Below are 25,591 nucleotides of genomic sequence, written 5' to 3' on the forward strand. Positions count from 1 at the left end.
GAAAAACGTTCGAACCCAAGGTTCACTTTCAAGGACAATGCAATGCACTCCATCATGAAGCCGTCTCTCATCGCCCTGCTGGTGCTGTCGAGCCAGGCCCAGGCGGCAGGTTTCCAGCTGGCCGAGCAATCCGCCACCGGCATGGGCCGCGCCTTCGCGGGCGAAGCCGCCATCGCCGACAATGCCAGCGTGCTCTCCCGCAATGCCGCCGCCATGACCCGTTTCGATACCATGGCCTTCTCCGGTGGCTTCATCTATGTGCACCCCGATGTCAACATCGAGGGCACCACCCGGGTGCCGACCGCCAGAGGGCCGGTCGACCTGGATGCGGCGGCCCACGACATCGCCGATGATGCCTGGGTGCCCAACGCCTACCTGATAGTGCCGCTCAACGATCAGTGGCGCCTGGGACTGGCCGCCACCTCCTATTACGGACTCGGCGTCAAGATGCCGGACAACTACAATGCCGGCCACTTCGGCAACGTCTCCGACATCAAGACCGTGGATCTGGGCGCCTCGCTGGCCTATCGCGTCAACCGCATCTGGTCCGTCGGGGCCGGCCTCTCCGCCATTCAGGGCGAAGGGGAAGTGGGTGGCACCTTCCCCTCCAACAACCAGATCGCCAAGCACCTGAAAGGGGATGGCTGGGCCATGGGCTGGAACCTGGGCACCCTGCTGGAGCTGTCGGACGCGACCCGCATCGGCCTCTCCTACCGTCACGACGTGACCCTGAAGCTCTCGGGCGACGCCATCGGCATCGATCAGAACGGGCAGCCCTTCACCGATACCGGCAGCCTGGATCTGCCGCTGCCCGCCACCGCCGAGCTGGCCCTGTTCCATCAGCTGACACCGGCGCTGGCACTGCACTCGAGCATCAACTGGACCAACTGGAGCAAGTTCGTACAGCTGGAGTCCGAGCTCGACCACCACGGCGTCATGCACATCAAGGACGAACACTGGAATGACAGCTGGCGCTATGCGCTGGGTCTGACCTACCAGCTGGCGCCGCAATGGACACTGCGCTCGGGCCTTGCCTACGACCGCAGCCCGGTGCCGGCAGATCGCCGCACCATCTCCATCCCCGACTCGGATCGGGTCTGGTACAGCGCCGGGGTGGGTTATCAGCTCGATCGCAACCTCTCGCTGGATCTGGGGGTCACCCTGATCGACGGCAAGAAGGTGGACGTGAGCGAAACCATGCAGCTCAAACCCGGCATCCCGCAGACCACCTCCACCTTCCAGGGCACCTCGGAAGGGGACGCCTGGCTGGCCGGCCTGCAGCTCAACTACCTGTTCTGATCCGGCGGGCCTTCTGGGGCCCGTCTATTCAAGCACTATGCCAGTTATTGACCGTTTCTGGCCTTCACGCGCTGGCATAGTGCTCTGCTTCACAATAAAATCAATCCAGTACACCCGCTGGAGAGATGCATGTATTCCTACGTAGCAAGGCAGCCCATCCTGGATCGGGAGTTGAAGACCCACGCCTATGAGCTGCTGTTTCGCGACAGTCTGGATAACGTGTTTCCTCCCATCTCCTCCCAGCAGGCCACGGCCAGGCTGGTAGCCGAACAGTTCCTGCAACAGAACATCGATCAGCTGCTCGGCGGTCGCCCCTGCTTCATCAACTTCCCCCACTCCCTGCTGCTGGAAGGACTGGCCGAATGCCTGCCGCCGGAGAAGGTGGTGATCGAGATCCTGGAAGACGCCACGCCCGACGACGCCCTGCTGGCCAAGGTGAAGCAGTTGCACGAGCTGGGCTATCAGCTGGCACTCGATGACTTCACCCTGTCGCCGGACTGGGAGCGCTTCCTCCCCTACATCCACATCATCAAGTTCGACCTGCGCACCACCTCCCTGTTGCGGATCAAGGTGTTCATCCAGCAGCATCAACAGCTCAAGCTCACCTATCTGGCCGAGAAGGTGGAAGACAAGGCGGAGTTCGAGCGGGCCAAGCGGCTCGGTATCGACCTGTTCCAGGGCTTCTTCTTCAGCCGCCCCGAAATGGTCAAGCAGGCCACCATGGAGCCAGCCCAGGTGGTGGTGATGCAGTTGCTCAACGTGGTCAACCAGGCCGAGCCGGATCTCAACCGCATCGAGCAGTTGCTGAGTCAGGACATCTCCCTGTCCCTCAAGCTGCTGCGTTACGTCAACCATCTCAAGAGCCACGCCAACCCCATCTCCTCCTTTCGCCAGGCGGCGGTCTATCTCGGCCACACCCAGCTCAAGCGCTTCGTGACCCTGGTGGCCGCCACCAGCGCCGGCCAGGGCAAGAGCGCCGAGCTCTATCAGATGTCGATGATCCGGGCCCGTTTCTGCGAGCTGCTGGCCCATACCCATGCGCCGACCCAGGAAGCCCAGCAGGCCTTCATCACCGGCCTCTTCTCCCTGCTCGACGTCTTGATGGAGCAGCCGATGGACAAGCTGCTCGGCACCATTCCGCTGATCGAGGAGATCCGGGTCGCCCTGCTCGAGCGCAAGGGCAACCTGGGGTTCTACCTGTCGTTTTGCGAAGATTACGAGAATGCGAACTGGCAGCGGATCACCGCCAGAACGGCCCGGCTCGGGCTCAATGAAGAGAAGGTCAGCCAGCTCTATCTGACCGCCACCGCCTGGGTCAACCAGCAACTCCAGGCGATGGCGGAGACAGATTAACCCAGCTCGATGGCGACCGCGGTCGCCTCCCCGCCCCCGATGCACAGACTGGCGATCCCGCGCTTGAGACCACGTTCGCGCAAGGCGTGGATCAGGGTCACCAGGATCCGGGCGCCGCTCGCCCCCAGCGGATGACCGAGGGCACAGGCGCCACCGTTCACGTTTACCTTGTCATGGGGCAGCTTGCAACCCGCCATGGCCAGCATGCTCACCATGGCGAATGCCTCGTTGACTTCGAACAGGTCCACCTCGTCCACCTGCCAGCCCACCTTGGCCAACAAGCCCTCGATGGCACCGATGGGCGCGCTGGTAAACTCGGCAGGCAGGGCCGCGTGGCTCTGATAACCCACCAGCCGAGCCAGCACGGGCACGCCGAGCTGCGCGGCGGTGTCGGCCCGCATCAGGATCAGCGCCGCCGCCCCGTCCGAGATGGAGCTGGCATTGGCCGCCGTGATGGTGCCCGTCTTGCTGAAAGCCGGCTTGAGCTGGGGGATCTTCTCGGGGCGTGCCTTGCTAGGCTGCTCATCCTCGGCCAACAGCAGGGTCTCTCCGGCCTTGACCGGCGCCAGCTCCGCTGCAAAGGCGCCGCTGCGCTGGGCCGCCAGCGCCCGCTCCAGCGAGGTGATGGCAAAGGCATCCATGTCAGAGCGGGTCAGCCCGGCGCGATCGGCGCTCAACTGGGCATAATGGCCCATCAGCTGACCTTCGTAGGCATCCTGCAGCCCGTCGAGGAACATGTGATCGAGCACGCTCTGGTGCCCCATCCGAAAACCGCTGCGCGCCTTGTCGAGCAGATAAGGGGCACGGCTCATGCTCTCCATCCCGCCGGCGATCACCACGTTCGTGTCACCGAGTCGCAACCCATCGGCCGCCAACATCACCGCCTTCATGCCGGAACCACACACCTTGTTGACCGTGGTGCAGGGGATGCTGTCCGGCAGGCCCGCCTTCAACACCGCCTGACGGGCGGGCGCCTGGCCGACCCCGGCACTCAGCACGTTGCCAAGATAAGCCTCATCGATCTGCTCCCCCTTGAGCCCGGCCTGCGCCATGGCTGCAGCAATGGCACAGGCTCCCAGTTCGGGTGCGCTCAGGTTGGCCAGGGCCCCTTGAAAGGCCCCCATGGGGGTACGTTTGGCCGCAACAATCACGATATCCATCAATTGCACTCTCCTTGTTACATTGAGCTAACATATGCCGCCGCCGTCGCGGGAACAAGACTTGCGGGGCAGTTGACGTTTGGGTAAGGTGCCAGCCAGGATTGACAGTCAAGATAGCGCCATGAACCGAACCAAGGATGACAAACGGACCTACAGCATCAGCGAACTGGCCCGTGAATTTGATGTTACGACCCGAAGTATTCGTTTTTATGAAGATCAGGGACTTTTGAATCCAGCTCGTCAGGGGCAGACCCGGATCTACAGCCGTCAGGACAGAGTGCGGCTCAAGCTCACCCTGCGCGGCAAGCGACTGGGGTTCAGCCTGGCGGACATCCGCGATCTGTTCGATCTCTACGATGCGGACAAGAGCAGCCGTACCCAGCTGCAGACCATGCTGGGACTGGTGGCCGACAAGCGGGATACCCTGCAGCAGCAGCTGGAAGACATCAAGATGGTGCTGCTGGAGCTGGACGCCGCCGAGCAGCGCTGCCAGCAGGCGCTGGAGCAGCTTGGCTGAGGCAAACAGACAAGCATAAAAAAGGGGCCCGCGGGCCCCTTTTCATTGCAACTGGATTATTTGTTCCAGCGGTCCGGATCGTAATCCGGGCTGTAGCGGTCGACGATGACGGCGCAGGCCGCATCGCCGGTGATGTTGAGGGCGGTGCGGATCATGTCGAACAGACGATCCAGCGCAAACAACAGCGGCAACCCCTCGATGGGGATCCCGGCGGCCAGCAGCACGGCGACCACCAGGAAGCTCGGGCCAGGTACGCCGGCCTGACCGATGGCCCCCAGGGTGGCGGTCACTATGATGGCGGCCCAGGCACCCATGGAGAGATCGATCTGATAGACCTGGGCGAAGAAGATGGCGACCAGACCGTAATAGATGGCGTTGCCGCTCATGTTGATGGTGGCACCCAGCGGCAGCACGAAAGAGGCCGTGGCATTGCTCACCTTCAGCTCTTTCTCGCAGGTCTCCATGTTGACCGGCAGGGTCGCCATGGAAGAGGCGGTGGAGAAGGCGACGATCTGCGGCTTCTTCATGGCAGACAGGTACTTGCGCACCGGGGTGTTGGAGAAGATCATGACCAGCAGCGGATAGACCACGAAGCCGAAGATCAGGATGGCGGCCAGATAGACCACGAACAGTTTGATCACCAGGGTCAGCACGTCGAAGCCGTAGGTGCCGATGGCGTCGGCCATCAGGCCGAACACGCCGAGCGGCGCAATCAGCATCACCTTGTTGATCATCCAGACGAAGGCATCCACCAGGGTGTTCAAACCATCGACCAGCGGCTTGGCCCGCTCGCGGGGCTGCTTGGCCAGCGCGATGCCGAGGAACATGCAGAACACCAGGATCTGCAGGATGTTGGCTTCGTTGAGCGACTGGAAGACGTTGGTCGGGATCATCCCGAGCAGGGTGGCGACCGCATCGGGCAGGGCGCCCTTGTCGGAATAGTCACCGGAGAACATGGAGGCCATGGAGCCGAACTCGACCCCGATCCCGGGTTTGAAGATCTGCCCCATCACCAGTGCCAGCAGCACCGCCAGCGCCGAGGTGCCGAGGAAGAAGGCCAGCGTGGTGACGCCAATCTTGCCTGCTGCCGGGCTGGCCCCCAGATTGGCTGCCCCCGACAGGATGGCCACCGCCACCAGCGGGATCACCAGCATCTTGATGAGCTGGATAAAGAGCGTACCGAGCGGTGCGAACACGGTGGCTTGTTCACCCATGAACGCCCCCACCAGTGCCCCCAGCACCATGGCAACCACGACCTGGAAGCCAACGTTCTTAATGAGTCCTTTTGTTAACACAGAATGTTCCTTTATGTAGCAATTATTTACACTTTCCCAGTGCAATCAACCAAACAGGGGAAGAACAGCTGTCCATTCTCCTGAGCGCGCGCTTTATCTCATATTTATTGGCTGTTTGAAATCGCCAAATCGTTAACGGGAGTTATTGATAAGTTTGCAATAAAGTTAAGATTCAAAAGGAACACGGCGATTTTTCCCGCTTTCATCATGACAACTGACAAAACATTGTGCTATTTTGGCTTGGCAAACGTGCATACAGGGATGAAAACATGCTGAAAGTTAACGAATATTTTGACGGAAATGTAAAATCCATCGGTTTCGAGCAAAAAGGGGACAAAGCGACCGTCGGTGTGATGGAAGCGGGTCACTACCAGTTCAATACCGCCGCCCCCGAGCGGATGACGGTGGTCAAGGGTGCTCTTACCATCCAGCTGGCCGATGAGGATGAGTGGCACACCTATGAGCAGGGCCAATCCTTCGACGTGGCCGGCCACTCCTCCTTCAAGCTGGAAGTGAAGACCCCCACCGCCTATCTGTGCGAGTTCCTCGACTAAGCCGCAGACAAGCTGCAGCCCAAGTGGATAAAAGAGCGGACCCGAGTCCGCTCTTTTTCATCTGATCCCCTTCCCGTTTCGGCAACCCTTCGCCGTGACCACCCCCATTTGCGTGCCGCCATCACACCCCTCGGTTTTCCCGCTTTCCATCGACTACAAAAAATTTACAATATTTAGACGAAACCCATAATCGGAGTGGTGTCATGATCAGTGTCTTCGACCTGTTTTCCATCGGGATCGGTCCCTCTTCTTCTCATACCGTGGGGCCGATGCGCGCCTCTTACGCCTTTGTCATCGCACTCAAGCAACAGGGGCTGCTGCCCCGGACCGAACGGGTAGAAGTGGAGTGCTACGGCTCCCTCGGCCAGACCGGCAAGGGCCATGGCACCGGCAAGGCCATCATCCTGGGGCTGGCCGGTTTTGAACCCGAGTCGGTGGACATCGAGGCCATTCCCGCCTTCCTGGCCGAGGTGGAGTGCAGCCAGTCGCTGCGGCTGGCGGGGGAGCAGCCCAGCCAGTTCGCCCGCAGCGGTGCCATCATCTTCAACCGGCGCAAGACCCTGCCCGCCCACTCCAACGGCATGACCCTGCGCGCCTTCGCCGGTGAACAGCTGCTGTTCGAGCAGACCTACTACTCCATCGGCGGCGGCTTCATCATCGAGGAGAGCCACTTCGCCAACGCCAAGGAGGAGGCCGCCCGCTTCGATGCGGCCCACCCCGTTCCCTACCCGTTCGAGAGCGGCGCCCAGCTGCTGGCCCACTGCCAGGAGAGCGGCCTCTCCATCTCCGGCCTGATGCTGGCCAACGAGAAGGTGTTTCGCACGGAGGCCGAGATCAAGGCGGGCCTGCGCAAGATCTGGCAGGCGATGCAGGGCTGCGTCGAGCGTGGCTGTCGCAGCGAGGGGGTGTTGCCCGGCGGGCTCAAGGTGAAACGGCGGGCGCCGGCCCTCTATCGCCAGCTCAGCTGCGAGACCAATTTCAACAAGGATCCGCTGATGGTGATGGAGTGGGTGGATCTGTTCGCGCTGGCCGTCAACGAGGAGAACGCCGCCGGCGGCCGGGTAGTGACCGCCCCCACCAACGGTGCCGCCGGCATCATTCCCGCCGTGCTGCACTATTACGATCGCTTCGTGCGCAAGGTGGATGACGAGCTGCTGCTGAGCTACTTCCTCACCGCCGCCGCCATCGGCATCCTCTACAAGAAGAACGCCTCACTCTCGGGGGCGGAAGTGGGCTGCCAGGGGGAGGTGGGGGTGGCCTGCTCCATGGCGGCGGGGGCGCTGACCGAGATCCTGGGCGGCAGCCCGGCGATTGTCGAAAACGCCGCCGAAATAGGCATGGAACACAACCTGGGGCTCACCTGTGACCCGGTGGGTGGCCAGGTGCAGGTGCCCTGCATCGAGCGCAATGCCATGGGGGCAGTCAAGGCGATCAACGCCGCCCGCCTCGCCCTGCGCGGCACCGGTGAACACAAGGTGTCGCTGGACAAGGTGATCAAAACCATGTGGGAAACCGGCAACGACATGAAGACCAAATACAAGGAAACGGCTCGCGGTGGCCTGGCGGTTAACATTACCGAGTGTTAAAAATCAGTAATTTGCCCCATTTGGTTCCTAAATACCCGGCATTGTCGGGTATTTTTATGGGCAAACGCTTAACAAAATGGATAAGCATCAAAATAAATTTTATACTCGCCGCTCTAATTCAACAAAAATAGATCTATTTCAACTTTTTTTGGGCTTTGAGCCGTTACACTGTGGTTATCTGGTTCATTGACCTCGGCGACGACGCCCTCGTCCCATGGATCACCCCGTTTCTGCGAGTGGGCATGGCGCCCCCTTCTATCCTGAGGTAATTGTTACATGATCAGCGTTTTTGATATCTTCAAAATCGGTGTTGGCCCCTCCTCTTCCCACACTGTCGGCCCGATGAAGGCAGCCAAACAGTTCGTGGATGAACTGCGTGCAGGCGGCAAGATCCGTGACATCACCCGGATCCAGGTCGATGTCTACGGCTCACTCTCCTGGACCGGTAAAGGTCACCACACCGATACCGCTATCATCATGGGTCTGGCGGGCAACCTGCCGGAAAATGTCGATATCGACGGCATCCCCGAGTTCATCTCCCGCGTCGAACAGACCGGTCGTCTGCCCATCGGCCTGCACTGCCACACCGTCAGCTTCCCGCGCGACGCCATGGTGTTCCATGACGAAGCACTGCCGCTGCACGAAAACGGCATGAAACTGACCGCCTTCATCGAAGACGAAGCCGTCTACAGCAAGACCTACTACTCCATCGGCGGTGGTTTCATCGTTGACGAAGAGAACTTCGGCAAGGGCGACAGCGGCGACATGTCCGTCAGCTACCCGTTCAAGAGCGCGGCCGAGCTCATCGCCCACTGCAGCCAGACCGGCCTCTCCATCTCCGCCCTGATGATGGAGAACGAGAAGTGCTTCAACACCCCGGAAGAGATCTACAAGAAACTTGGCAAGATCTGGACCACCATGCGTGAAGGGATCGAGCGCGGCTGCCGCACCGAGGGCGTCCTTTCCGGCCCGCTGCGCGTACCGCGCCGTGCTGCGCCGCTCTATCGCCAGCTGACCACCAACGAGAACCTCTCCAACGATCCGATGAACATCGTCGACTGGGTCAACATGTTTGCCCTGGCGGTCAGTGAAGAGAACGCGGCCGGTGGCCGTGTGGTCACCGCGCCGACCAACGGCGCCGCCGGCATCATCCCGGCCGTGCTGGCCTACTACGACAAGTTCATCCAGCCGGTTGGCCGTGACGACTACACCCGTTTCTATCTGGCTGCGGCGGCTGTCGGCATGCTCTACAAGATGAACGCCTCCATCTCCGGCGCCGAAGTGGGCTGCCAGGGTGAGGTGGGTGTCTCCTGCTCCATGGCCGCCGCCGGCCTGACCGAGCTGATGGGTGGCAGCCCCGAGCACGTCTGTGAGGCCGCCGAGATCGGCATGGAGCACAACCTGGGTCTGACCTGTGACCCGGTGGCCGGTCAGGTGCAGGTGCCCTGCATCGAGCGCAACGCCATCGCCGCCATGAAGGCGGTCAACGCCTCCCGCATGGCGCTGCGTCGCACCTCCAAGCCGCGCGTCTCGCTGGACAAGGTGATCGAGACCATGTACATCACCGGCAAGGACATGGACTCCAAGTACCGTGAAACCTCCCGCGGTGGCCTGGCCATCAAGGTGATGCAGGTTGCCTGCGACTAAGCAGATAACGGCAAATGCAAAAGGCGGGAATTCCCGCCTTTTTTATTGCCCATTATTTCCCGCTCATCACCTTCTTCATGGCGCCATTTCCCTGGGGCTGGCTCGCTAATTTCCGGGGCCATCCTGCAGCCCGGCCGAGATTGATGGCCAGAGTACCTCGGCCTTATTCCACCAGGCGATCGGCCAGGGTCCCCACCGCCACCACGAAATAGTGGGAGCGATTCCAGTCGCGCAGCACCCGATAATTGGGATAGGCGAGATAGGCAGCGCCCCCTGCCCCGTCGGGCTGCACCAGCGAGGCCTGCATCTTCACCGCGGGCAAGGCGCCGCCATCCGCTTTGCGTACCCCCGAGGGCCTGCCAGGCCGACAGCGTTCGGGTATCTTCAAGCCCGACCAGCGCAGGATCCAGACCTGCGGGCACCCTCACCCGGCGCCCCCAGGTTTCATCCCCGTGCCAGCCGTTCTGGCGCAGATAATTGGCTGCCGAACCAAACACATCCGCCGGCGTTCCCCACAGATCCTTCTTGCCGTCACCGTCCTGGTCGACCGCGTATTGACGGAAGGATGAGGGCATGAACTGCACCTGTCCCATGGCGCCGGCCCAGGAGCCCTTGAGCTCGGCCGGGGTGATCGGCTCCTCTTCCAGCATGCGTAGGGCATCGAACAGCTGCCCCTTGAAGAAGGCCTCACGGCGCCCCTCCCAGGCCAGGGTCGCCAGCGACGAGACCAGCGGATATTTGCCGGTCAATTTGCCGAAATTGGTTTCAATGCCCCACAGGGCGACAATAAAGCGGGGTTGCACATCATATTCCGCCCCTATTTTTGTGAGCAGCGGCAAATACTGACGATATAGGCGTTTGGCTTGATTGACTTTCCACTGCGGCACCGCGTTGGAAATATAAGTGGCGAGGGTCTGTTTAAATTCCGGCTGATTTTTATCGTGCCGAATGGCGACCTCGATCAGATGAATATCGGCGAAGGCGGCAGCAATGGTCGTGGGCTGGATCCCGGCGGCCAGGGCCTCCTGTTTGAGGCCCGTCACATAATGGTCAAAATCGGGGCTGGCCTGCAGCGGGTGGCTCGACAATCCCCCCATCAACAGCAGTGCCAGCCGCCTCTTCATTTCCGTTCGGCCTTCAATTGAGCCTTGTGCTGCTCCAGCAGGTTTTCCGGCGGCGGGGGCATCTGCAGGTAGAAGCCCTGACTCTGCAGCGCCTCCATCACCCGGCTGGTGGAGGCGATCCCCAAGGGCTTGGCTGGGTCCAGTTTGGTCATCAATACCAGTTCGGGACGGCCAAATGTGCTCATCAGCACCTCGGGTACGCGGGAAAAGTCCTCTCTTCTTTCAACAAAAAGATAGGTCTCGGCTTTTTTGCGACTTTTATAGACTGCACACAACATGGAAATTGATATAATCCAACCGGTTTATTGCCTCTGAGGATGGCAAACTATAACATCAGGAATTGAATAACAATAACGGATTACCGTCTCTGTCTCGGGGAAGATTCATGGTTGAGCGCGATAACGAATTGAAAGGGACCACCTTCACTATTTCTGTGTTGCATATCAGCGATGGCAAGCCTGAGCGGATCCGCCAGTTGCTGGCGGCCAAAGTGGCCCAGGCGCCCCAGTTCTTTAATTGTGCCCCCCTCGTCATCAATGTGGAACGGCTCACCGAGATCCCCGACTTCGAACAGCTCAAGGAGCTGGTGGAATCGGAAGACTTCGTGCTGGTCGGGATCACGGGGGCCCAGAACGAGGCGATGAAGACGGCCGCCAAGGCGGCAGGACTGGCGGTGATGGCCTCCGGCAAGAGCCGCAAGGCCGAACCCCAGCCAGAACCGGCACCGGCACCGGCCCCCATCGTAGAAGCGAAACCCGTGCCGGCACCGGTGATAGCGAGCAAGGTGCATGTGGGCCCGGTTCGCTCCGGCCAGCAGCTCTATGCCGCCGGCACCTCGCTGGTGGTGCTGGGCTCGGTCAGCCCGGGCGCCGAAGTCATCGCCGACGACAGTATTCATATTTATGGCACTCTGCGCGGCAGGGCCATTGCCGGCGCCAAGGGAAACCCCCAGGCACGGATTTATTGCCAGCAACTGCAGGCCGAGCTGCTCTCCATCGCTGGCACCTTCCAGCTCAGCGATGCATTGCCGGCCGGCCTCATCCAGCAGCCGGTTCATGTCCGGCTGGATAACGAACAACTCCGTATAGACCGTATCAAATAGAGTTACAAGGAAGCGAGAATGGCGCGAATCATAGTCGTTACATCGGGTAAAGGTGGCGTTGGCAAGACCACAACCAGCGCGGCCCTGAGTACCGGTTTAGCCCAGCGTGGCCACAAGACAGTGGTCATCGATTTTGACATTGGCCTGCGAAACCTGGACCTCATCATGGGCTGCGAGCGGCGCGTGGTGTATGACTTCGTCAACGTCATCAATGGCGAGGCCAACCTCAACCAGGCCCTCATCAAGGACAAGCGCTGCGAGAACCTGTTCATCCTGCCCGCCTCCCAGACCCGGGACAAGGATGCCCTCACCCGCGAAGGGGTCGAGAAGATCCTGGACCAGCTGAGCGAGATGCAGTTCGACTACATCGTCTGCGACTCCCCGGCGGGGATCGAGGCGGGCGCCCTGATGGCGCTCTACTTCGCCGATGAAGCTATTGTCACCACCAACCCGGAAGTCTCCTCCGTGCGTGACTCGGATCGCATCCTCGGCATCCTGGCCTCCAAGTCCCGTCGCGCCGAGCGTGGCGAAGACCCCATCAAGGAGCACCTGCTGCTGACCCGCTACTGCCCGACCCGCGTCAACCGCGGCGACATGCTGAGCGTACAGGACGTACAGGAGATCCTGGCCATCAAACTGCTCGGGGTGATCCCGGAGTCCCAGGCGGTGCTGCGCGCATCCAACTCCGGCGAGCCCGTCATCCTGGACAAGGAGTCCGATGCCGGTCAGGCCTATGAGGACGCCGTTGCCCGCCTGTTGGGTGACACCAAGGATTTTCGTTTTCTGGAAGAAGAGAAGAAGGGCTTCTTTAGCCGACTGTTCGGGAGTTAAGCATGTCATTATTGGATTATTTTCGTTCCAACAAGAAACAGAGCACCGCACAACTGGCCAAAGAGCGGTTGCAGATCATCGTGGCTCACGAGCGTTCATCCAGAGGGGGGCCGGATTACCTGCCCCAGCTCAAGCAGGATATCCTCGATGTGATCCGCAAATATGTGGAGATAGACCCTGACAAGATCACGGTCCAGCTCGACAAGAAGAGTGATGAGCTGTCGGTACTCGAGCTCAACATCACCTTCGCTGACGACAAGAAGGGATGAGCCTGACGCCCTATGCGTGACCCTTTCCCCCAATGAAGACCGGATCCTGCTGCCAGGATCCGGTTTTTTATTGCCGCAACCGGGTCAAGGGCGCTGCTGCACTCGCCAAGCCCGTGGGGGACGGCTAGAATACGGCGCGCCACCGTGCGGCCGGGCCGTCGGTGTTTTTCTTTATTTATCAGCTGGAACAGACCGCTTATGTCTTTGAATGACGAAATGCACAGCGTCGAGGAACTGCTCGACACCGCCCTCGAACTCTTCATGGAGCTGGCCTCCGACAACCTGCCGGAGCAGGAGATCGCCCGCTTCAATCAGGAGTTCAACGACCGCGGCCTGCTGGCGGAAACCGATCCGGCCGATGACTGGGAAGCGGACGTTGGCTTCGAGGTCAGCGACGCCGAGTACGCCGAAATCTGGATTGGCCTTGGCAACGAGCAGGAAGAGTACGAGCACCTGTTCGCCCGCATGCTGCTCTCCCGCCGTGTTGACGAGAAGTTCTGCCACATCGAATGGCTGCCCCAATAATTCCGGATCCCGATGATCCGAGTCACTACGTCTGGGAGTCGGAGCCAGAGCCCGTGCGGCCCAATCCGGCACGGCGCCTGCTGAACTGGCTCGGCAAGCTGCTGCTGGCGGCGCTGCTCAGCACCATCGTCTCGGTGGCGCTGCTGCGTTTCATCGATCCGCCCATGTGGACCTGGCGCATCGAGCGGGCGCTGTTTCCCCCTGCCAAGGTGGCCGAGGTGAAGCACGACTGGGTGCCGCTCGAGCAGATCTCCCGCGAGCTGCAGCTGGCGGTGATCGCCGCCGAAGATCAGCGCTTTGCCGAGCACAACGGCTTCGACATGGACGCCATCAGCTCGGCACTCAAGCACAATCAGCACAGTGAGCGGGTGCGCGGCGCCAGCACCCTCAGCCAGCAGACCGCCAAGAACCTCTTCATGTGGAGCGATCGCAGCTTCCTGCGCAAAGGGATCGAGGCCTGGTTCACCCTGCTGATGGAGCTGGGCTGGGACAAGTCCCGCATCCTCGAGGTGTACCTGAATATCGTGGAGTTCGGGCCCGGCATCTACGGCGCCGAGGCCGCGGCCAGACACTACTTTGGCAAGCCGGCGATACGTCTCACCCGCTACGAGGCGTCACTGCTGGCGGCTGCCCTACCCAACCCCTGGCGCTACCGGGTCAAGCCCCCCTCGCCCTATGTCCAGCAGCGCTCGGCCTGGATCCGTCGCCAGATGGGTCAGCTGGGGCAGGTGACCCTCAACAAGGTGCATCAGGCAGACTGATGCCTGATGGGTGTCGGGTTTGTTCACGGTGCGAGCCCGGCCTCGTCGGTGGAGGGCCCCAGGTGCCCGCCCACCGTGCCCCGATGCAGCGGCAGGTAGTGCCACCACCAGGTCTCCCGCCGCCGCTTGATCTGCTGCCGTCTCGTCCGCCGTTTCATGCCCGCTCTCCCTTGCCCTGCCCCTCTTCAACCATACCCAACTCCGGCCTGCCTTGCCCGGCGTTGGCGCACCCTTCCCACTGGTCTGGCCGCCACCGCCAATAATTGTTACAGTAGCGAACCTCGATGTATCTGGAGTGATTTCATGGAACAGCGTACCCCGGATCAGCTGGTCGAATGGGCCTATGATCAGTTTCTTGAGCAGGCCGCAGACATGCTGGCCCCCGAACAAATCGTCGACATCACCCTGGAGTTCGAACAGCGTGGCGCCGTCGAGGCGACCCTGCCCAATGCCGACTGGTCAACCGAACTCGGTGTGCCGGTGGACATGGAGCGCTGGGTCGAAGTGTGGGTGGGTCTGCTGGACCATCAGGAGGAGTTTGAGGTGATTTTCGCCACCTTCCTGCTGCCCCGTCATAGCAACGAGCACGATGTTCACGTGCGCTGGCACCGTCAGCAACAGGCATGAAAAAGGCGCCCTCGGCGCCTTTTTCTTTTGCGGTGATCATTGCTCAAGGCCGGGCCGCGATGGCCTTCGCCAGACAGCGCCGGCACCAGCAGGCATCAGCCTCCCCCATGGGCAGGGCCGGCAGCTGGCTACACCAGCACTCTGCGATGGTCGCGCCGGCCGACACGGCGCAAAAGGCCGGTTCACCGCAGCCGGGGCAGCGGTGGGTGCTGGTGGAACCATCCAGCTGCGCCATGACCGCCAGCTGGGCCTCGCTCGCCATGGCGGACCAGCGACCTATCTCGGTCAGGGTGCGGCCACAGCCAAGGCAGAGACCGTCTTTTGCCCGGCACGCACCGACGCAGGGGCTCGGCACTTATTCGCCGCCTTCGCGCTGATCGCCACCCGTCAATGTGATGCTGTAGTCATCGATGACCAGCTTGCCCTGCTTGTAGAGGCCGCCGATGGCCTTCTTGAAGGTGCCCTTGCTCATGCCGAGCAGCTTGTAGATGAGCTCGGGTTCGCTCTTGTCGCCCACCGCCAGGCTGCCGCCCTGCTTCTTGAGGCGGACCAGGATCTGCTCGCCGGCATCGTCCAGCCGCGCCACACCCGGCTTTTGCAGGGTCAGATCCAGCTTGCCGTCATCACGCACCTGCTTGACCCAGGCGGTCAGCGGACGACCCGTGGTCACCCGGCCGAACACCTCGTTCTTGAACAGCATGCCGGAGTACTCGCCATTGACGATGGCCTTGATGCCGAGCGGCGTGCGCTCGCCAGGCAGGGCAGTCACTTCGTCACCGGCCTTGAAGGGAGGTTTGTCGGTGCGCAGGAACCGCTCGAGGCGGCTGGTGCCCACCATGCGCCCCTCGTGATCGAGCATCAGCCGCACCAGATAGACATGGCCCACCTGCATCGGCTTGTTCTGCTCGCGGCTTGGTACGAACAGATCCTTCTTCATGCCCCAGTCGAGGAAGGCACCAATCTTGTTGGCATTGACCACCTTGAGGCCGACGATGTCGTCCACCATGGCAAACGGCTTGTCGGTGGTGATCACCGGCTCGCAGTCGGCATCCAGATAGAGGAAGACCTTGACGCCGTCCCCTTCCGCCACCCCTTCCGGCAGTTGACGCTTGGGCAGCAGCAGCTCGCCGTACTCTTCGCCAGCCGCCAGCCAGGCGCCCCGATCTTCGAGCTCGACTACGGTAAGGGTGTTCATCTTGCCAATCTGTAGCATGGTGTTCTCTTCTTTCATTGTCCGGATGGCCAATTTTTCATTGCCTGTATGGGCGCGCATGTTACCCCAAGAGCGATAACAGGGCCTAGTCCCTTGCCCTGTTCGCGGGTGATTTTCAGGGCCTTTTGGCCGGGGCGTGTCCATATAATCGCCAGTCAGCCGCCCTTTTGCTGCAAATAACCCCACTTTTGGGTAGACTTCGCCGCTGTCAAAATCCAGAGGAACTGTCGATGAATCCATCCACTCGTACCCGTCATCTCAATCAATGGATCCAGACCCACAGTGGGCAGGACATGACCTACCCGGCGCTGCACGGCTTTTTGTGTGCCCGCCTGGTCGGGCCGGATGCCCCTGACTGGCAGGCCCCGCTGGCCGGTCTGTTGCCCCATGACGCCGAGCTGGATGAAAAAAGCGCCGAGGCGCTGCGCCACCTGATCGCCGAGCTGGAAAACCAGGCCGATGAGGCCCAGCTCGCCCTGCCGAGCCAGTGCCGCCTCTCCACCGAGAGCCCGGAGCAGGTGTTCGAGCAGAGCCACCCCCTCGGTCAGTGGTGTTACGGCTTCAGCCAGGGCTTTGCCACCTGGCCCAAGCCCAGGGATCTGAACGACCCGACCACCCAGTACCGTTTCAGCCTGGCCGCCGAGCTGAGCCTGTTTCGCGACAAGCCGATGGCGCAGATGCTGCACGCGGCCGCCGGCAGTGACCTCCCCTTCATGGAGTTCTGCAAGCGTCAGCGCCAGAACATGAAGACCGCCCTCAACCAGCTGCTGCAACTGGACGAGTATCAGGCCGTGCCAAGCACGGAGCAGGCGCTGGACAGCCAGCAGGCCGAGCAGTGGCAGCAGTGGTTCGAACTGGCCGATGCCAGCCGCGATCCGCACAGCCGTCTCGGCTGGTTTGACAAGGTGATCGCCGACGCCGAACCGCTGTTTGACGCCGCCTTCTGGCAGCAGATTGCCGGCCATGGCTGGAGTGCCCACGAAGCGCGCCCGCTGCTGGCCGCACGCGCCGGGCGGGCCGACTGCCTGCTGCGCCTCGGCCAGCTGGAACAGGCGCGCAGCGAATATCTGGCCCTGCTCGAGCTGTGTGTGGCCGATGAGCTGGGTTGCCGTTATCCCCTCTCCAGCCTCTATGCCCTGCAAGGGGACTGGTCGGCCCTGCAGGCTCTGCTGGTGCGCTTTGATGAAGCCTCCAGCTGGCTGCTCTACAACAAGGCGCTGATGACGTTCGTCTGCGCTGGCGCCGAGGCCGCGCAGCCGCTGCTGGCCGCCGCCATCAAGGCCAACGCCCATGTGCCGGCCTGTCTGCTGGGCCAGCGCAAGCTGCCCAAACAGGAGCCCCACAGCTGGCAGGCTGGCAGCCGTGACGAAGCGGCGCTCTACACCCTGCAAAGCCGCGAGGCCTGGCTCAAGCACAACGCCCTGCTCTGGCTGCGCAAAGGCTGAGCCAGCGACAGTAAAACCAGCTTCGAATAGACCCGGTTGCGGCGGATGACGTGCGCAACCGCACATTTCTCTGGTACTTGTTCAGACAAACGGCCCTGTGTTACGTATCATCAAGGTCAAAGTATCAAGAGAAACTGCACCCGATGCAGCCGTCACAGCAGGATGTCATATGTCAAAGATCATAGAGCTGCTTGCCCACTATCCCCCCTATCAGCTGGTACACGCCGCCGAGATGGTGCGTGATACCTTCGAACAGTTTTACCAGCAACGCTATCAGCTGACGGTGCCTCAATGGCGCCTGATGATGGTGCTCGGCCCCCACTACCCCATCAGCCAGAAAGAGCTGGTAGAGGCGAGCGGGATGGACAAGGTGCGGATCTCCCGCGAAATTCACCGGCTGGTGGAAAAAGGGATCCTGTTCACCGAGAGCAGCGAGCACGACAAGCGGGTCAGCCTGGTCTCCTTCACCCAGGCGGGGCTCACCCTGTTCCAGCAGCTCAAGAGCGAAGCGGGCAGCTGGCAGCACACCCTCACCGACTACCTGCCGGCCGAGGCGCGCCAATCCATCCGTCTGCACCTGCAAAGCGTCAGCGATGCCATCGAACAACTTCATCTGCTGGATAACGAGCGACCCTCATGAACCTCAACAACTTTGCCACCATGGACGTCAACATGCTGCTGAGCCTGGTCAACATGCAGCTGCGTGATCGCTACGATGATCTCGATGATCTCTGCAAGGCGCAGGATCTCGACAAGGCGGCGCTGGTCGCCCGGCTCGCCAGCGGCGATTTCCACTATCAGGAAGATCAGAAGCAGTTCAGATAGGGATCCGGATCACAACCCGGCCCATGCCGCTGGCTCCGGCGGCAAAAGCTGCTATGGTGATGGCTACCCCGGTCAACTGACCTTCGGCAAGAGGTATGGATACATCTTGCTGTCACAGACCGCGGTTAGCCTTCTCTTCACCAGCCGTAGCCAAGGATGACCCATGATGTTTCTGACCCGTCCCGCCAGCCTGATCACCCTCTGTGCCTTGCTGATGATCAGCCTCCTCTCGCCCCGCCTGCCCGACAGCGCCGAACAGTGGCTCACTACTCTGCTACTGGGCTCCCTGGTGGTGGTCTGCCTGATGGTCGGCAGCGGTTGTCGCCGCTTTCTGCGGGATTGACCTGACGGGCCGCTTCATCAGGTCAGGCACCAAAAAAACAACGCAGCCCGAGGGCTGCGTTGTTGCTTTCTGGCTTGTGGCTGGTTGCTCTCTTGATCAGAGCGCCAGGGTCTCCAGCTGGCCCTTGGCCTGCTCGATGCCCTTGGCCTGGGCATCCGGGCCCATGCCCATGCCTTCGGCGTAGATGAAGTCCACCTCCTTGATGCCGATGAAGCCCAGCACGGTACGCATGTAGGGGGTCACCAGATCGGTGGCGCTGCCGACGTGCATGCCGCCGCGGGGGCTGATCACCAGGGCGCGGGTGTTTTCCACCAGGCCGACCGGACCGGTTTCGGTATAACGGAAGGTCACGCCGGCACGGGCCACCAGATCGATCCAGTTTTTCAGCTGGGTCGGGATGTTGAAGTTGTACATGGGGGCGGCAATCACCACCAGATCGCTCGCCTTGAGCTCGGCGATCAGCTCGTCGGACTGGGCCAGCACGGCCAGTTGACGCTCGTTGAGGTTTTCACCACCGCGCAGGCCAGACGCCAGCTCGCCATCCAGTACCGGCAGGTTCAGGGCCGCCAGATCACGCACGGTGACGGTGTCGGACTGATGGTCGGCCAGGAAACCGTCGATCAGGGCGTTGGATTGGGAATATTGGCCCAGGATGCTGGACTTGAGTACGAGGATATTGGCCATGGTGAAACTCCATTAGGTTGTCGGTTGAACAGCGGTGCTGTCGATGGAGGTCACTCTAAACATTGGGCTTCTATACAGATAGCGAAAATAGATGCTCAACTTATTCAAAAATTTTGATGGTAGTGCATTCTCTCGCCAGCCGCCTCTCTCACGCCCCGCCAAGGCTTGGCAGAACAAACGATTGCCGTTATGATCCGCCGCACTTTTTTCAGCGACCCGGATCCCATGACACCCTCGCGCAGGCACTCCCCCTTTGCCGGTGCAGTCTGGATGATGGTAGCGGGCCTCTGCTTCGCCGCCGTCAACAGCCTGAGCCAGTATGTCAGCTTCAAGCTCGGCCTCCCCTCGACCCAGGTCGCCTTCCATCAATATCTGATTGCCCTGGTCTGTCTGCTGCCCTGGCTCATTCGCCACGGCCTGCGCCAGTCGCTGATGACCAACCAGCTGCGGCTGCACCTGCTGCGGGTTGCCCTGGCGGTGGTCGGCATCCAGTTCTGGCTGTGGGCGCTGGCAGTCCCCGTCCCCATCTGGCAGGGGATAGCACTACTGATGACCTCGCCGCTGTTTGCCACCCTGGGGTCGGCCCTCTTTCTCAAGGAGCAGGTGAGCCGGGCCCGCATTCTGGCAACCCTGGCCGGCTTTGTCGGCGCCATGCTGATCCTGGCCCCCTGGACCGACGATTTCAGCTGGGCTTCCCTGCTGCCGGTGGCGGCGGCCCTGTTCTGGGCTGGCTACTCCTTGCTGGTGCGTTATCAGGCGGCGAGCGAGTCGTCCCACACCATCGTCGTCTACCTGCTCATCTTCAGCACCCCGTTCAACGCCATGCTGGCGCTGCCGGAGTGGCAATGGCCGAGCGAAACCCAGTGGCTGCTGGTGGCCGCCTCCGGCGTGCTGTCGGCACTGGCCCAGATGTCCATCGCCCGCGCCTACAGCGTGGCCGAGGCCTCGTTCGTGCAACCCTTTGATTTTGCCAAGCTGCCCATGAACGTGCTGGCCGGCTGGCTGGTGTTTGGCTGGGCGCCGCCCGGCCGATTGTGGCTGGGAGCCGCCATCATCATCGGCGCCATCACCCTGCTCACCCATCTGGAGCAGCGCGCCCATAAATCTATTTCCTGAGGTACGCCATGCGTGCCTCTTTTTTTGCCCGCTATTCGTGCAATAGCGGCCCTCAATCACCACCCACGACATCAGGAGAGATCACATGTTTGGAACCGCTACCCGCCCCGGCGCCACCCGCGCCCTGCTGCTGGGCTCCGGCGAACTTGGCAAGGAGGTCGCCATCGAGCTGCAACGCTTCGGCATCGAGGTGATCGCCGCCGACCGCTATGCCGATGCCCCCGCCATGCAGGTGGCGCACAGAGCCCATGTGCTGGACATGCTGGACGGTGACGCCCTGCGCGCCCTGGTCAACGAGGTCAAACCGGATCTGATCATCCCCGAGCTGGAAGCCATCGCCACCGATACCCTGGCCGCCCTGGAGCAGGAAGGGGTCAAGGTGGTGCCGAACGCCCGCGCCACCCAGCTCACCATGAACCGGGAGGGGATCCGCCGCCTCGCCGCCGAGACGCTGGGCTTGCCCACCTCCCCCTACCGCTTTGCCCAGAGCAAGGAGGAGTTCGTCGCCGCCGTCGAGACCATCGGCCTGCCCTGCGTGGTGAAGCCGGTAATGAGCTCGTCCGGCAAGGGGCAGAGCGTGCTGCGCGATCTCGCCAAACTCGACGAGAGCTGGACCTATGCCCAGGAGGGCGGTCGCGCCGGTCGCGGCAAGGTGATCGTTGAGGGCTTCGTCCCCTTCGAGTACGAGATCACCCTGCTCACGGTACGCGCGGTGGACGGTATCCACTTCTGCCAGCCCATCGGCCATCGCCAGGAAGATGGCGACTACCGCGAATCCTGGCAGCCGCAAGCCATGAGCGAACTGGCTCTTGCCCGCTCCAAGGAGGTAGCGGCCAAGGTGGTTGAGGCGCTGGGCGGCTACGGCCTGTTCGGGGTCGAGCTCTTCATCAAGGGTGACGAGGTGTGGTTCAGCGAGGTCTCGCCGCGCCCCCACGACACCGGCATGGTGACCCTCATCTCCCAGGATCTCTCCGAGTTCACCCTGCACGTGCGCGCCATTCTGGGGCTGCCCATCGGGGCCATCACCCAGTACGGGCCGAGCGCCTCCGCCGTGGTGCTGCGCGAAGGTCACAGCCAGGACATCCGCTATCAGGGGATTGGCGAGGCGCTGGCTCTGGTGCCAGGTGCCCAGCTGCGGCTGTTTGGCAAGCCGGAGATCGCCGGTCGCCGCCGGCTCGGCGTGGCACTGACGCGAGCCAAGCAGTGCGACGAGGCGGTAGAAAAAGCCAAAGCGGTTGCGGCCGGCGTCAAGGTGCTGTTCTAAGCCCACTTTTTGGCACACGAAATCAAACGTTTGCCAGCATGATCCAGCGCAAGGGGCATGGCAATGCCCCTTTTGCATTGAGGCACCTTGTTTATAATCCCCCCTTCACCTATGTCAGGAGTACAAGATGTTAACTGCCGTGATCTTCGATATGGATGGTGTTCTGATCGACTCGGAACCCTTTTGGCAACGGGCCCAGATGGCTGTCTTCTCCGAGCTGGGCCATCCCCACACGGTGGAAGATTGCGAATCGACCATAGGCGTGCGCATCGATCAGCTGGTCGCCCACTGGTATCGGTTGCGCCCCTGGAGCGGCCCCAGCCAGGAAGAGGTGGTGCAGCGCATCCTGGATCGGGTCAACGCGCTGATCCTCTCCGAAGGTCAGGCCAAGGCTGGCGTGCTGGAGGCACTCGACCTCATCGAGGCGCAAGGCCTTAAAATCGGTCTGGCCACCTCCTCCCCCTTTGCCATGGTGGAGGCCGTGCTCGGCAAGCTCGGCATTCGCGATCGCTTCCTGGCGGTGCACTCCGCCGAGGTGGAGCGCTTTGGCAAGCCGCACCCGGATGTCTATATCCACGCCGCCGAGAAGCTGGGAGTCGAGCCGGTGCATTGTCTCGCCATCGAGGACAGCTTTACCGGTCTGCTGGCGGCCAAGGCGGCCTCCATGACCGCGCTGATAGTGCCGGACCCGGCGCTGGTGGGTGACCCCCGTCTGGCCATTGCCAACCATCAGCTTCGCTCGCTCACCGAGCTGGATGCCCAGATGCTGACCAGCTGGGTCAAGTAAACGACCAGCAGGCGCAGATCGTTCCCATGTACCCGGCATTGGTGGGTGGCCCACGCTTGGCCATCGCCGACCATCAGCTGCGCTCGCTGGCCGAGCTTAATAGCGAGATGCTGGCCAGCTGGGTCAAATAAACCACGCTCTGGCGGACTGACCTCCTGCCTCCCTTGATCCCGGTCATAATCGTGCGCTTGCTCGCGGTCAGGCAGGTGCGATCCAGCTAGAATCTGGGGAGAGAGGCGGCCCACGGGCCCGAGGAGGTCATCATGATCGAGTACACCAGCAAACGCATCGTCTGCCCCCATTGTGGCCATCATACCCGGGTCGAGCTGGATGCCAGCCAGGGGGATCAGGAGTTTTATGAGGATTGCATGGCCTGCTGCAACCCCATCCACCTGCGACTGCACCGGGATGAGGCGCGCGACTGCCTGCAACTCTTCGTGGATGCTGACGACGAACAGATGTTCTGAGTCGCCCTGACAGGGGATAGCACAAAACAAAGCGGGGCCCACTGGGCCCCGTTTTCCTTTTCGCCTAAGCGGCCGCCCCTGCGCCTTATTGGCGGGCCGCCAGCACCCGCTCCACCGTGTCGACGATGGCCTGGGTCTGGGGGTCAATCTCGATGTTGGTCTGCCAGCCTGCCTTGACCCAGCCGAGGTTGGTGCGGGCCAGGGTCTCGGGGATCAGGTTGACGCAAAATTCGCAGCCGCGCACCTCGCCCACGGTAAGGCTGATGCCGTCGATGCCGATGTAGCCCTTGGTCAGCACGTATTTCATCAGCGTTGGGGCCAGGCGATACCACACTTGCCGGTTGTTGGGGGTGTCGATGACCGAGATCACCTGCGCGGTGCCCATGATGTGGCCGGACATGGCGTGGCCGCCAATCTCGTCGCCAAAGCGGGCGGCCCGCTCCACGTTGACCTTGTCCCCCAGCTGCAGCTGGCCGAGGTTGGTGAGGCGCAGGGTCTCCTGCATCAGATCGAAGCTGACCAGGTCTCCTTCGACCCGGGTGACGGTCAGGCAGCAGCCGTTGTGGGCCACGGAGGCGCCCAGCGCCAGCCCCTCGCCCCAGGCCGGGCTCGGCATGCGGATCACGTGGGTACGAAAGTTGGGCAGCTCCTCGATGGCCACCAGTTCGGCGGTCCCCTGCACTATGCCGGTGAACATGTCTCGTCTCCTGCTACGAAAAAAGGCAGGGTAACCTCGCCGCACGACCCAGACAAGCGCAACCGCTGACAAGCAGGCGGCCGATCGCTATAGTGACGGCATTCAAACCAAGTGCTGACAAGGAAACAAAAATGCAGGTATATCAATGCTGTGAGGCCATTCGCATCGCCTACAACCAGATTGGCTCCGGCGAGCAGGGCTATGTGCCGCAGGCCATCGCCGCCACCATCAGGGCGCTCAACGCCGTGGCATCGGACGAGCGGGTGCCGGCGGATCTGCGCGAGCAGGCCGCCTACGCCGCCGCCAACCTGCTGATCAGCGATCACGAAGACGCCTGATCCCGGGCTCGCACCAATCGTTTCGTCCCGGATGAATTTCAGGCTAGAATGACCCCCCCGCACTTTGCACTCCCCCTTCCGGAGTGCAAAGGCTCTTCCCGATACCCGCTCTTTTTACGCTTTATCTGATCCACTCGGAGGTGTCAGTGCAACGTTATTGGTCCGAGGCGAGGCAACTCGTTCGTCTAGCCAGCCCCATTCTGGTCGCCCAGGTGGCCCAGATCGCCATGAACTTTGTCGATACCGTGATGGCGGGACAGGTCAGCGCCGTCGATCTGGCCGCCGTGTCGGTGGCCTCCAGCTTCTGGCTGCCGGTGATCCTGCTGGTGCAGGGCATCATCATGGCGCTCACCCCCATCGTCTCCCAGCTCAATGGCGCCCGCAAACGGGACGAGGTGCGCCCGGCGGTGCATCAGGGCTTCTGGCTGGCGCTGATGGTCACCCCCATCGCCATGGTGGCGCTCTATTTCAGCCCGCTGGCGCTGCAGTTCATGGAGGTGGATCCCGTGATGGCCGCCAAGACCACCGGCTACCTGCATGCCATCCTGTGGGGGCTGCCCGCCTTCGTGCTGTTCCAGGTGCTGCGCAACTTCAGCGAGGGGCTCTCCCACACCATGCCGACCATGGTGATCGGCTTCGTGGGGCTGGCGGTCAACATCCCGGCCAACACCATCTTCATCCACGGCCTGTTCGGCATGCCGAAACTGGGTGGGGTCGGCTGCGGCGTGGCCACCGCCATCGTGCTGTGGGCCATGCTGCTGGCGATGATCGTCTATGTGAAGCTCTCCCGCCACTTCAAGGAGATCAACCTGTTCGCCCAGCTCGCGCGCCCCAATGGCAGCCGGATCTGGCGCCTGTTCCGGTTGGGTTTCCCCATCGCCATGGCCATCTTCTGCGAGGTGACCCTGTTTACCGTGGTGGCCCTGATGCTGGCCCCATTCGGCGCGGAGACGGTGGCGAGCCACCAGATAGCGCTCAACTTCTCCAGCCTGGTGTTCATGCTGCCGCTCTCCATCGGGGTGGGCGTCACCATCCGGGTCGGTCACAGCATCGGCGAAGGGCTGCCTGATCACGCCCGGGTCGCCGCCCGCACCGGCCTGATGCTGGGCATGACGGTGGCCGCCGCCACCGCCGCCCTCACCGTGCTGCTGCGCGAGCAGATCGCCACCATCTACACCGAAGATCTGCAGGTGATCACCCTCGCGGCCACCCTGCTCTTCTTCGCCGCCATCTACCAGATCTCCGACTCGGTACAGGTGGTGGCGGCCGCGGCCCTGCGCGGTTACAAGGACACCAAGGCGATCTTCTACGTCACCATCGTCGCCTACTGGGGACTGGGGCTGCCCACCGGCATGATCCTGGGCCTGACCGACTGGGTGGTACCGCAGATGGGACCCCAGGGGTTCTGGGTCGGCTTCATCGTCGGCCTCACCTCCGCCGCCCTGATGCTGGGTACCCGGCTGCGCTACATCTATGGTCGCTTTGCCAGCCCGGAGGCCTGCAGCGCCCTCTCCAAGGCGCAATAAGGGGAAACTCGCCTGCAAAATCAACAGGCTGCGCAAGAACTGGGCAAACAGTCTCCTTTGTGCGTGCGGCCTGTTGACAGCCTTGGGGGGCATGGGTAGTATGCCGACCACGCCAGCAGTGCTGGCGGGATAAAACGGGTTTTCAATCCGGTTTATGAAGTGGGTTTATAGCTCAGTTGGTTAGAGCACTACCTTGACATGGTAGGGGTCGTTGGTTCGAATCCAATTAAACCCAC

30 protein-coding genes, 1 tRNA gene and 1 pseudogene are annotated in these 25,591 nt (G+C 61.9%); 23 read left to right on the forward strand and 9 right to left on the reverse strand.

The features are described from left to right. The first annotated feature begins 42 nt into the window (after nucleotides 1-42). Together G5134_RS14195 and G5134_RS14200 are read left to right on the forward strand one after the other, a co-directional pair. On the forward strand, nucleotides 43-1,299 hold the full coding sequence (locus G5134_RS14195; protein WP_065017078.1) for an OmpP1/FadL family transporter: 1,257 nt from the start codon (nucleotides 43-45) through the stop codon (nucleotides 1,297-1,299). A 129-nt stretch (nucleotides 1,300-1,428) separates the two neighbouring features. Beyond that, the gene (locus tag G5134_RS14200; protein ID WP_005301226.1) at nucleotides 1,429-2,652 is read left to right on the forward strand and encodes an EAL and HDOD domain-containing protein; all 1,224 of its coding nucleotides are present in this window, start codon (nucleotides 1,429-1,431) and stop codon (nucleotides 2,650-2,652) included. Here the strand turns inward: G5134_RS14200 and G5134_RS14205 are convergent. Beyond that, nucleotides 2,649-3,812, reverse strand: coding sequence for an acetyl-CoA C-acyltransferase (locus G5134_RS14205; RefSeq protein ID WP_065017140.1), 1,164 nt, complete (start codon nucleotides 3,810-3,812; stop codon nucleotides 2,649-2,651). The genes G5134_RS14200 and G5134_RS14205 overlap by 4 nt on opposite strands. Before the next feature lie 121 nt (nucleotides 3,813-3,933). On the opposite strand from G5134_RS14205, the gene G5134_RS14210 reads away from it, so the two are divergent. Beyond that, nucleotides 3,934-4,329: a MerR family transcriptional regulator gene (locus tag G5134_RS14210; protein ID WP_005301228.1), complete on the forward strand. Its 396-nt coding sequence runs from the start codon at nucleotides 3,934-3,936 to the stop codon at nucleotides 4,327-4,329. Between the two features lie 56 nt (nucleotides 4,330-4,385). Here the strand turns inward: G5134_RS14210 and G5134_RS14215 are convergent, their stop codons facing one another. Next, nucleotides 4,386-5,624, reverse strand: coding sequence for a dicarboxylate/amino acid:cation symporter (locus G5134_RS14215; RefSeq protein WP_005301229.1), 1,239 nt, complete (start codon nucleotides 5,622-5,624; stop codon nucleotides 4,386-4,388). A 269-nt stretch (nucleotides 5,625-5,893) separates the two neighbouring features. Here G5134_RS14215 and G5134_RS14220 point away from each other — a divergent pair, with 269 nt between their 5' ends. The 3 genes from G5134_RS14220 to G5134_RS14230 all read left to right on the forward strand — a co-directional run bounded on the left by G5134_RS14220 (nucleotide 5,894) and on the right by G5134_RS14230 (nucleotide 9,411). Beyond that, the gene (locus G5134_RS14220; RefSeq protein WP_010633884.1) at nucleotides 5,894-6,178 is read left to right on the forward strand and encodes a pyrimidine/purine nucleoside phosphorylase; all 285 of its coding nucleotides are present in this window, start codon (nucleotides 5,894-5,896) and stop codon (nucleotides 6,176-6,178) included. A 203-nt stretch (nucleotides 6,179-6,381) separates the two neighbouring features. Then, complete coding sequence (locus tag G5134_RS14225) at nucleotides 6,382-7,764, forward strand: L-serine ammonia-lyase (RefSeq protein WP_065017077.1); 1,383 nt, start codon at nucleotides 6,382-6,384, stop codon at nucleotides 7,762-7,764. Nucleotides 7,765-8,040: 276 nt separating this feature from the next. Next, nucleotides 8,041-9,411 carry an L-serine ammonia-lyase gene (locus G5134_RS14230; RefSeq protein ID WP_005301233.1) on the forward strand — a complete coding sequence of 457 codons (1,371 nt, stop codon included), beginning with the start codon at nucleotides 8,041-8,043 and terminating at the stop codon, nucleotides 9,409-9,411. A gap of 163 nt (nucleotides 9,412-9,574) precedes the next feature. Here G5134_RS14230 and G5134_RS14235 read toward each other — a convergent pair. Both G5134_RS14235 and G5134_RS14240 read right to left on the reverse strand, forming a co-directional pair. Further along, nucleotides 9,575-10,535, reverse strand: a pseudogene (locus tag G5134_RS14235) (lytic murein transglycosylase). Further along, complete coding sequence (locus tag G5134_RS14240; protein ID WP_017764394.1) at nucleotides 10,532-10,813, reverse strand: YcgL domain-containing protein; 282 nt, start codon at nucleotides 10,811-10,813, stop codon at nucleotides 10,532-10,534. Before G5134_RS14240 ends, G5134_RS14235 begins: the two are co-directional and overlap by 4 nt. A 107-nt stretch (nucleotides 10,814-10,920) precedes the next feature. On the opposite strand from G5134_RS14240, the gene minC reads away from it, so the two are divergent. The 5 genes from minC to mtgA all read left to right on the forward strand — a co-directional run bounded on the left by minC (nucleotide 10,921) and on the right by mtgA (nucleotide 14,023). After that, on the forward strand, nucleotides 10,921-11,637 hold the full coding sequence (gene minC, locus G5134_RS14245) for a septum site-determining protein MinC (protein ID WP_065017076.1): 717 nt from the start codon (nucleotides 10,921-10,923) through the stop codon (nucleotides 11,635-11,637). 18 nt (nucleotides 11,638-11,655) lie between these two features. Beyond that, the gene (gene minD / locus G5134_RS14250) at nucleotides 11,656-12,468 is read left to right on the forward strand and encodes a septum site-determining protein MinD (protein WP_005301248.1); all 813 of its coding nucleotides are present in this window, start codon (nucleotides 11,656-11,658) and stop codon (nucleotides 12,466-12,468) included. A 2-nt stretch (nucleotides 12,469-12,470) separates the two neighbouring features. Further along, the gene (gene minE / locus G5134_RS14255; protein ID WP_005301252.1) at nucleotides 12,471-12,737 is read left to right on the forward strand and encodes a cell division topological specificity factor MinE; all 267 of its coding nucleotides are present in this window, start codon (nucleotides 12,471-12,473) and stop codon (nucleotides 12,735-12,737) included. Between the two features lie 198 nt (nucleotides 12,738-12,935). Next, nucleotides 12,936-13,262: an HI1450 family dsDNA-mimic protein gene (locus G5134_RS14260; protein WP_005301255.1), complete on the forward strand. Its 327-nt coding sequence runs from the start codon at nucleotides 12,936-12,938 to the stop codon at nucleotides 13,260-13,262. 53 nt (nucleotides 13,263-13,315) lie between these two features. Then, nucleotides 13,316-14,023 carry a monofunctional biosynthetic peptidoglycan transglycosylase gene (gene mtgA, locus G5134_RS14265; protein WP_017784788.1) on the forward strand — a complete coding sequence of 236 codons (708 nt, stop codon included), beginning with the start codon at nucleotides 13,316-13,318 and terminating at the stop codon, nucleotides 14,021-14,023. Between the two features lie 23 nt (nucleotides 14,024-14,046). Here mtgA and G5134_RS14270 read toward each other — a convergent pair whose 3' ends face one another. Beyond that, nucleotides 14,047-14,181 (reverse strand): hypothetical protein, encoded by a 135-nt coding sequence (locus G5134_RS14270; protein ID WP_017764392.1) that lies wholly within the window; start codon nucleotides 14,179-14,181, stop codon nucleotides 14,047-14,049. Nucleotides 14,182-14,326: 145 nt separating this feature from the next. Between G5134_RS14270 and G5134_RS14275 the strand changes: the two genes are divergently transcribed. Next, nucleotides 14,327-14,650, forward strand: coding sequence for an HI1450 family dsDNA-mimic protein (locus tag G5134_RS14275; RefSeq protein ID WP_005301259.1), 324 nt, complete (start codon nucleotides 14,327-14,329; stop codon nucleotides 14,648-14,650). 43 nt (nucleotides 14,651-14,693) lie between these two features. Here the strand turns inward: G5134_RS14275 and G5134_RS14280 are convergent, their stop codons facing one another. Continuing rightward, a complete protein-coding gene (locus G5134_RS14280) occupies nucleotides 14,694-15,005 on the reverse strand; it encodes a DUF1289 domain-containing protein (RefSeq protein WP_065017075.1) in 312 nt (103 codons plus the stop codon). Beyond that, complete coding sequence (locus G5134_RS14285) at nucleotides 15,006-15,881, reverse strand: CvfB family protein (RefSeq protein WP_065017074.1); 876 nt, start codon at nucleotides 15,879-15,881, stop codon at nucleotides 15,006-15,008. 212 nt (nucleotides 15,882-16,093) lie between these two features. On the opposite strand from G5134_RS14285, the gene G5134_RS14290 reads away from it, so the two are divergent. From G5134_RS14290 to G5134_RS14305, 4 genes are all read left to right on the forward strand, one after another. Further along, complete coding sequence (locus tag G5134_RS14290) at nucleotides 16,094-17,308, forward strand: UPF0149 family protein (protein ID WP_065017073.1); 1,215 nt, start codon at nucleotides 16,094-16,096, stop codon at nucleotides 17,306-17,308. A 169-nt stretch (nucleotides 17,309-17,477) separates the two neighbouring features. Then, nucleotides 17,478-17,948, forward strand: coding sequence for a MarR family winged helix-turn-helix transcriptional regulator (locus G5134_RS14295; protein ID WP_005301279.1), 471 nt, complete (start codon nucleotides 17,478-17,480; stop codon nucleotides 17,946-17,948). Then, on the forward strand, nucleotides 17,945-18,133 hold the full coding sequence (locus tag G5134_RS14300) for a DUF4250 domain-containing protein (RefSeq protein WP_017764386.1): 189 nt from the start codon (nucleotides 17,945-17,947) through the stop codon (nucleotides 18,131-18,133). Before G5134_RS14295 ends, G5134_RS14300 begins: the two co-directional genes overlap by 4 nt. 163 nt (nucleotides 18,134-18,296) lie before the next feature. Beyond that, nucleotides 18,297-18,476: a hypothetical protein gene (locus G5134_RS14305; RefSeq protein ID WP_017779728.1), complete on the forward strand. Its 180-nt coding sequence runs from the start codon at nucleotides 18,297-18,299 to the stop codon at nucleotides 18,474-18,476. Nucleotides 18,477-18,572: 96 nt separating this feature from the next. Here G5134_RS14305 and G5134_RS14310 read toward each other — a convergent pair whose 3' ends face one another. After that, entirely contained in the window at nucleotides 18,573-19,160 is a 588-nt protein-coding gene (locus G5134_RS14310; protein ID WP_005301286.1) for an FMN-dependent NADH-azoreductase, read from the reverse strand. 225 nt (nucleotides 19,161-19,385) lie between these two features. Between G5134_RS14310 and G5134_RS14315 the strand changes: the two genes are divergently transcribed. The 4 genes from G5134_RS14315 to G5134_RS14330 all read left to right on the forward strand — a co-directional run bounded on the left by G5134_RS14315 (nucleotide 19,386) and on the right by G5134_RS14330 (nucleotide 22,794). Next, nucleotides 19,386-20,276: a DMT family transporter gene (locus G5134_RS14315; RefSeq protein ID WP_050559303.1), complete on the forward strand. Its 891-nt coding sequence runs from the start codon at nucleotides 19,386-19,388 to the stop codon at nucleotides 20,274-20,276. An 85-nt stretch (nucleotides 20,277-20,361) separates the two neighbouring features. Continuing rightward, nucleotides 20,362-21,540, forward strand: coding sequence for a formate-dependent phosphoribosylglycinamide formyltransferase (gene purT / locus G5134_RS14320; RefSeq protein WP_065017072.1), 1,179 nt, complete (start codon nucleotides 20,362-20,364; stop codon nucleotides 21,538-21,540). Between the two features lie 127 nt (nucleotides 21,541-21,667). Then, nucleotides 21,668-22,327 (forward strand): hexitol phosphatase HxpB, encoded by a 660-nt coding sequence (hxpB, locus tag G5134_RS14325; protein ID WP_017764382.1) that lies wholly within the window; start codon nucleotides 21,668-21,670, stop codon nucleotides 22,325-22,327. Nucleotides 22,328-22,590: 263 nt separating this feature from the next. Then, nucleotides 22,591-22,794 (forward strand): CPXCG motif-containing cysteine-rich protein, encoded by a 204-nt coding sequence (locus tag G5134_RS14330; RefSeq protein WP_005301298.1) that lies wholly within the window; start codon nucleotides 22,591-22,593, stop codon nucleotides 22,792-22,794. Nucleotides 22,795-22,879: 85 nt separating this feature from the next. Here the strand turns inward: G5134_RS14330 and G5134_RS14335 are convergent, their stop codons facing one another. Then, nucleotides 22,880-23,491, reverse strand: a complete 612-nt coding sequence (locus G5134_RS14335; protein ID WP_005301301.1) for a riboflavin synthase — start codon at nucleotides 23,489-23,491, stop codon at nucleotides 22,880-22,882. Between the two features lie 131 nt (nucleotides 23,492-23,622). Here G5134_RS14335 and G5134_RS14340 point away from each other — a divergent pair, with 131 nt between their 5' ends. The 3 genes from G5134_RS14340 to G5134_RS14350 all read left to right on the forward strand — a co-directional run bounded on the left by G5134_RS14340 (nucleotide 23,623) and on the right by G5134_RS14350 (nucleotide 25,590). Further along, nucleotides 23,623-23,829: a YaeP family protein gene (locus G5134_RS14340; RefSeq protein WP_005301307.1), complete on the forward strand. Its 207-nt coding sequence runs from the start codon at nucleotides 23,623-23,625 to the stop codon at nucleotides 23,827-23,829. Between the two features lie 146 nt (nucleotides 23,830-23,975). Then, nucleotides 23,976-25,355: an MATE family efflux transporter gene (locus G5134_RS14345; RefSeq protein ID WP_017764378.1), complete on the forward strand. Its 1,380-nt coding sequence runs from the start codon at nucleotides 23,976-23,978 to the stop codon at nucleotides 25,353-25,355. Between the two features lie 161 nt (nucleotides 25,356-25,516). Further along, nucleotides 25,517-25,590: transfer RNA gene (locus G5134_RS14350), tRNA-Val, on the forward strand. The last annotated feature ends 1 nt before the right edge of the window (nucleotide 25,591 follow it).

The sequence above is a fragment of the Aeromonas sp. 600276 genome (assembly GCF_049175815.1).
Taxonomy (GTDB): Bacteria; Pseudomonadota; Gammaproteobacteria; order Enterobacterales; family Aeromonadaceae; genus Aeromonas; species Aeromonas dhakensis.

Bases quoted from the DNA above. Each gene is read 5' to 3' on its own strand.
- G5134_RS14335 (WP_005301301.1), bottom strand. From the start codon at position 23,491: ATGTTCACCGGCATAGTGCAGGGGACCGCCGAACTGGTGGCCATCGAG.
- G5134_RS14300 (WP_017764386.1), top strand. From the start codon at position 17,945: ATGAACCTCAACAACTTTGCCACCATGGACGTCAACATGCTGCTGAGC.
- G5134_RS14305 (WP_017779728.1), top strand. From the start codon at position 18,297: ATGATGTTTCTGACCCGTCCCGCCAGCCTGATCACCCTCTGTGCCTTG.
- G5134_RS14275 (WP_005301259.1), top strand. From the start codon at position 14,327: ATGGAACAGCGTACCCCGGATCAGCTGGTCGAATGGGCCTATGATCAG.
- G5134_RS14195 (WP_065017078.1), top strand. From the start codon at position 43: ATGCACTCCATCATGAAGCCGTCTCTCATCGCCCTGCTGGTGCTGTCG.
- G5134_RS14210 (WP_005301228.1), top strand. From the start codon at position 3,934: ATGAACCGAACCAAGGATGACAAACGGACCTACAGCATCAGCGAACTG.
- G5134_RS14205 (WP_065017140.1), bottom strand. From the start codon at position 3,812: ATGGATATCGTGATTGTTGCGGCCAAACGTACCCCCATGGGGGCCTTT.
- G5134_RS14315 (WP_050559303.1), top strand. From the start codon at position 19,386: ATGACACCCTCGCGCAGGCACTCCCCCTTTGCCGGTGCAGTCTGGATG.
- G5134_RS14285 (WP_065017074.1), bottom strand. From the start codon at position 15,881: ATGAAAGAAGAGAACACCATGCTACAGATTGGCAAGATGAACACCCTT.
- G5134_RS14260 (WP_005301255.1), top strand. From the start codon at position 12,936: ATGTCTTTGAATGACGAAATGCACAGCGTCGAGGAACTGCTCGACACC.
- minE (WP_005301252.1), top strand. From the start codon at position 12,471: ATGTCATTATTGGATTATTTTCGTTCCAACAAGAAACAGAGCACCGCA.
- G5134_RS14310 (WP_005301286.1), bottom strand. From the start codon at position 19,160: ATGGCCAATATCCTCGTACTCAAGTCCAGCATCCTGGGCCAATATTCC.
- G5134_RS14290 (WP_065017073.1), top strand. From the start codon at position 16,094: ATGAATCCATCCACTCGTACCCGTCATCTCAATCAATGGATCCAGACC.
- G5134_RS14270 (WP_017764392.1), bottom strand. From the start codon at position 14,181: ATGAAACGGCGGACGAGACGGCAGCAGATCAAGCGGCGGCGGGAGACC.
- G5134_RS14330 (WP_005301298.1), top strand. From the start codon at position 22,591: ATGATCGAGTACACCAGCAAACGCATCGTCTGCCCCCATTGTGGCCAT.
- G5134_RS14340 (WP_005301307.1), top strand. From the start codon at position 23,623: ATGCAGGTATATCAATGCTGTGAGGCCATTCGCATCGCCTACAACCAG.
- G5134_RS14200 (WP_005301226.1), top strand. From the start codon at position 1,429: ATGTATTCCTACGTAGCAAGGCAGCCCATCCTGGATCGGGAGTTGAAG.
- minD (WP_005301248.1), top strand. From the start codon at position 11,656: ATGGCGCGAATCATAGTCGTTACATCGGGTAAAGGTGGCGTTGGCAAG.
- minC (WP_065017076.1), top strand. From the start codon at position 10,921: ATGGTTGAGCGCGATAACGAATTGAAAGGGACCACCTTCACTATTTCT.
- G5134_RS14220 (WP_010633884.1), top strand. From the start codon at position 5,894: ATGCTGAAAGTTAACGAATATTTTGACGGAAATGTAAAATCCATCGGT.
- G5134_RS14240 (WP_017764394.1), bottom strand. From the start codon at position 10,813: ATGTTGTGTGCAGTCTATAAAAGTCGCAAAAAAGCCGAGACCTATCTT.
- purT (WP_065017072.1), top strand. From the start codon at position 20,362: ATGTTTGGAACCGCTACCCGCCCCGGCGCCACCCGCGCCCTGCTGCTG.
- G5134_RS14230 (WP_005301233.1), top strand. From the start codon at position 8,041: ATGATCAGCGTTTTTGATATCTTCAAAATCGGTGTTGGCCCCTCCTCT.
- hxpB (WP_017764382.1), top strand. From the start codon at position 21,668: ATGTTAACTGCCGTGATCTTCGATATGGATGGTGTTCTGATCGACTCG.
- G5134_RS14295 (WP_005301279.1), top strand. From the start codon at position 17,478: ATGTCAAAGATCATAGAGCTGCTTGCCCACTATCCCCCCTATCAGCTG.
- G5134_RS14225 (WP_065017077.1), top strand. From the start codon at position 6,382: ATGATCAGTGTCTTCGACCTGTTTTCCATCGGGATCGGTCCCTCTTCT.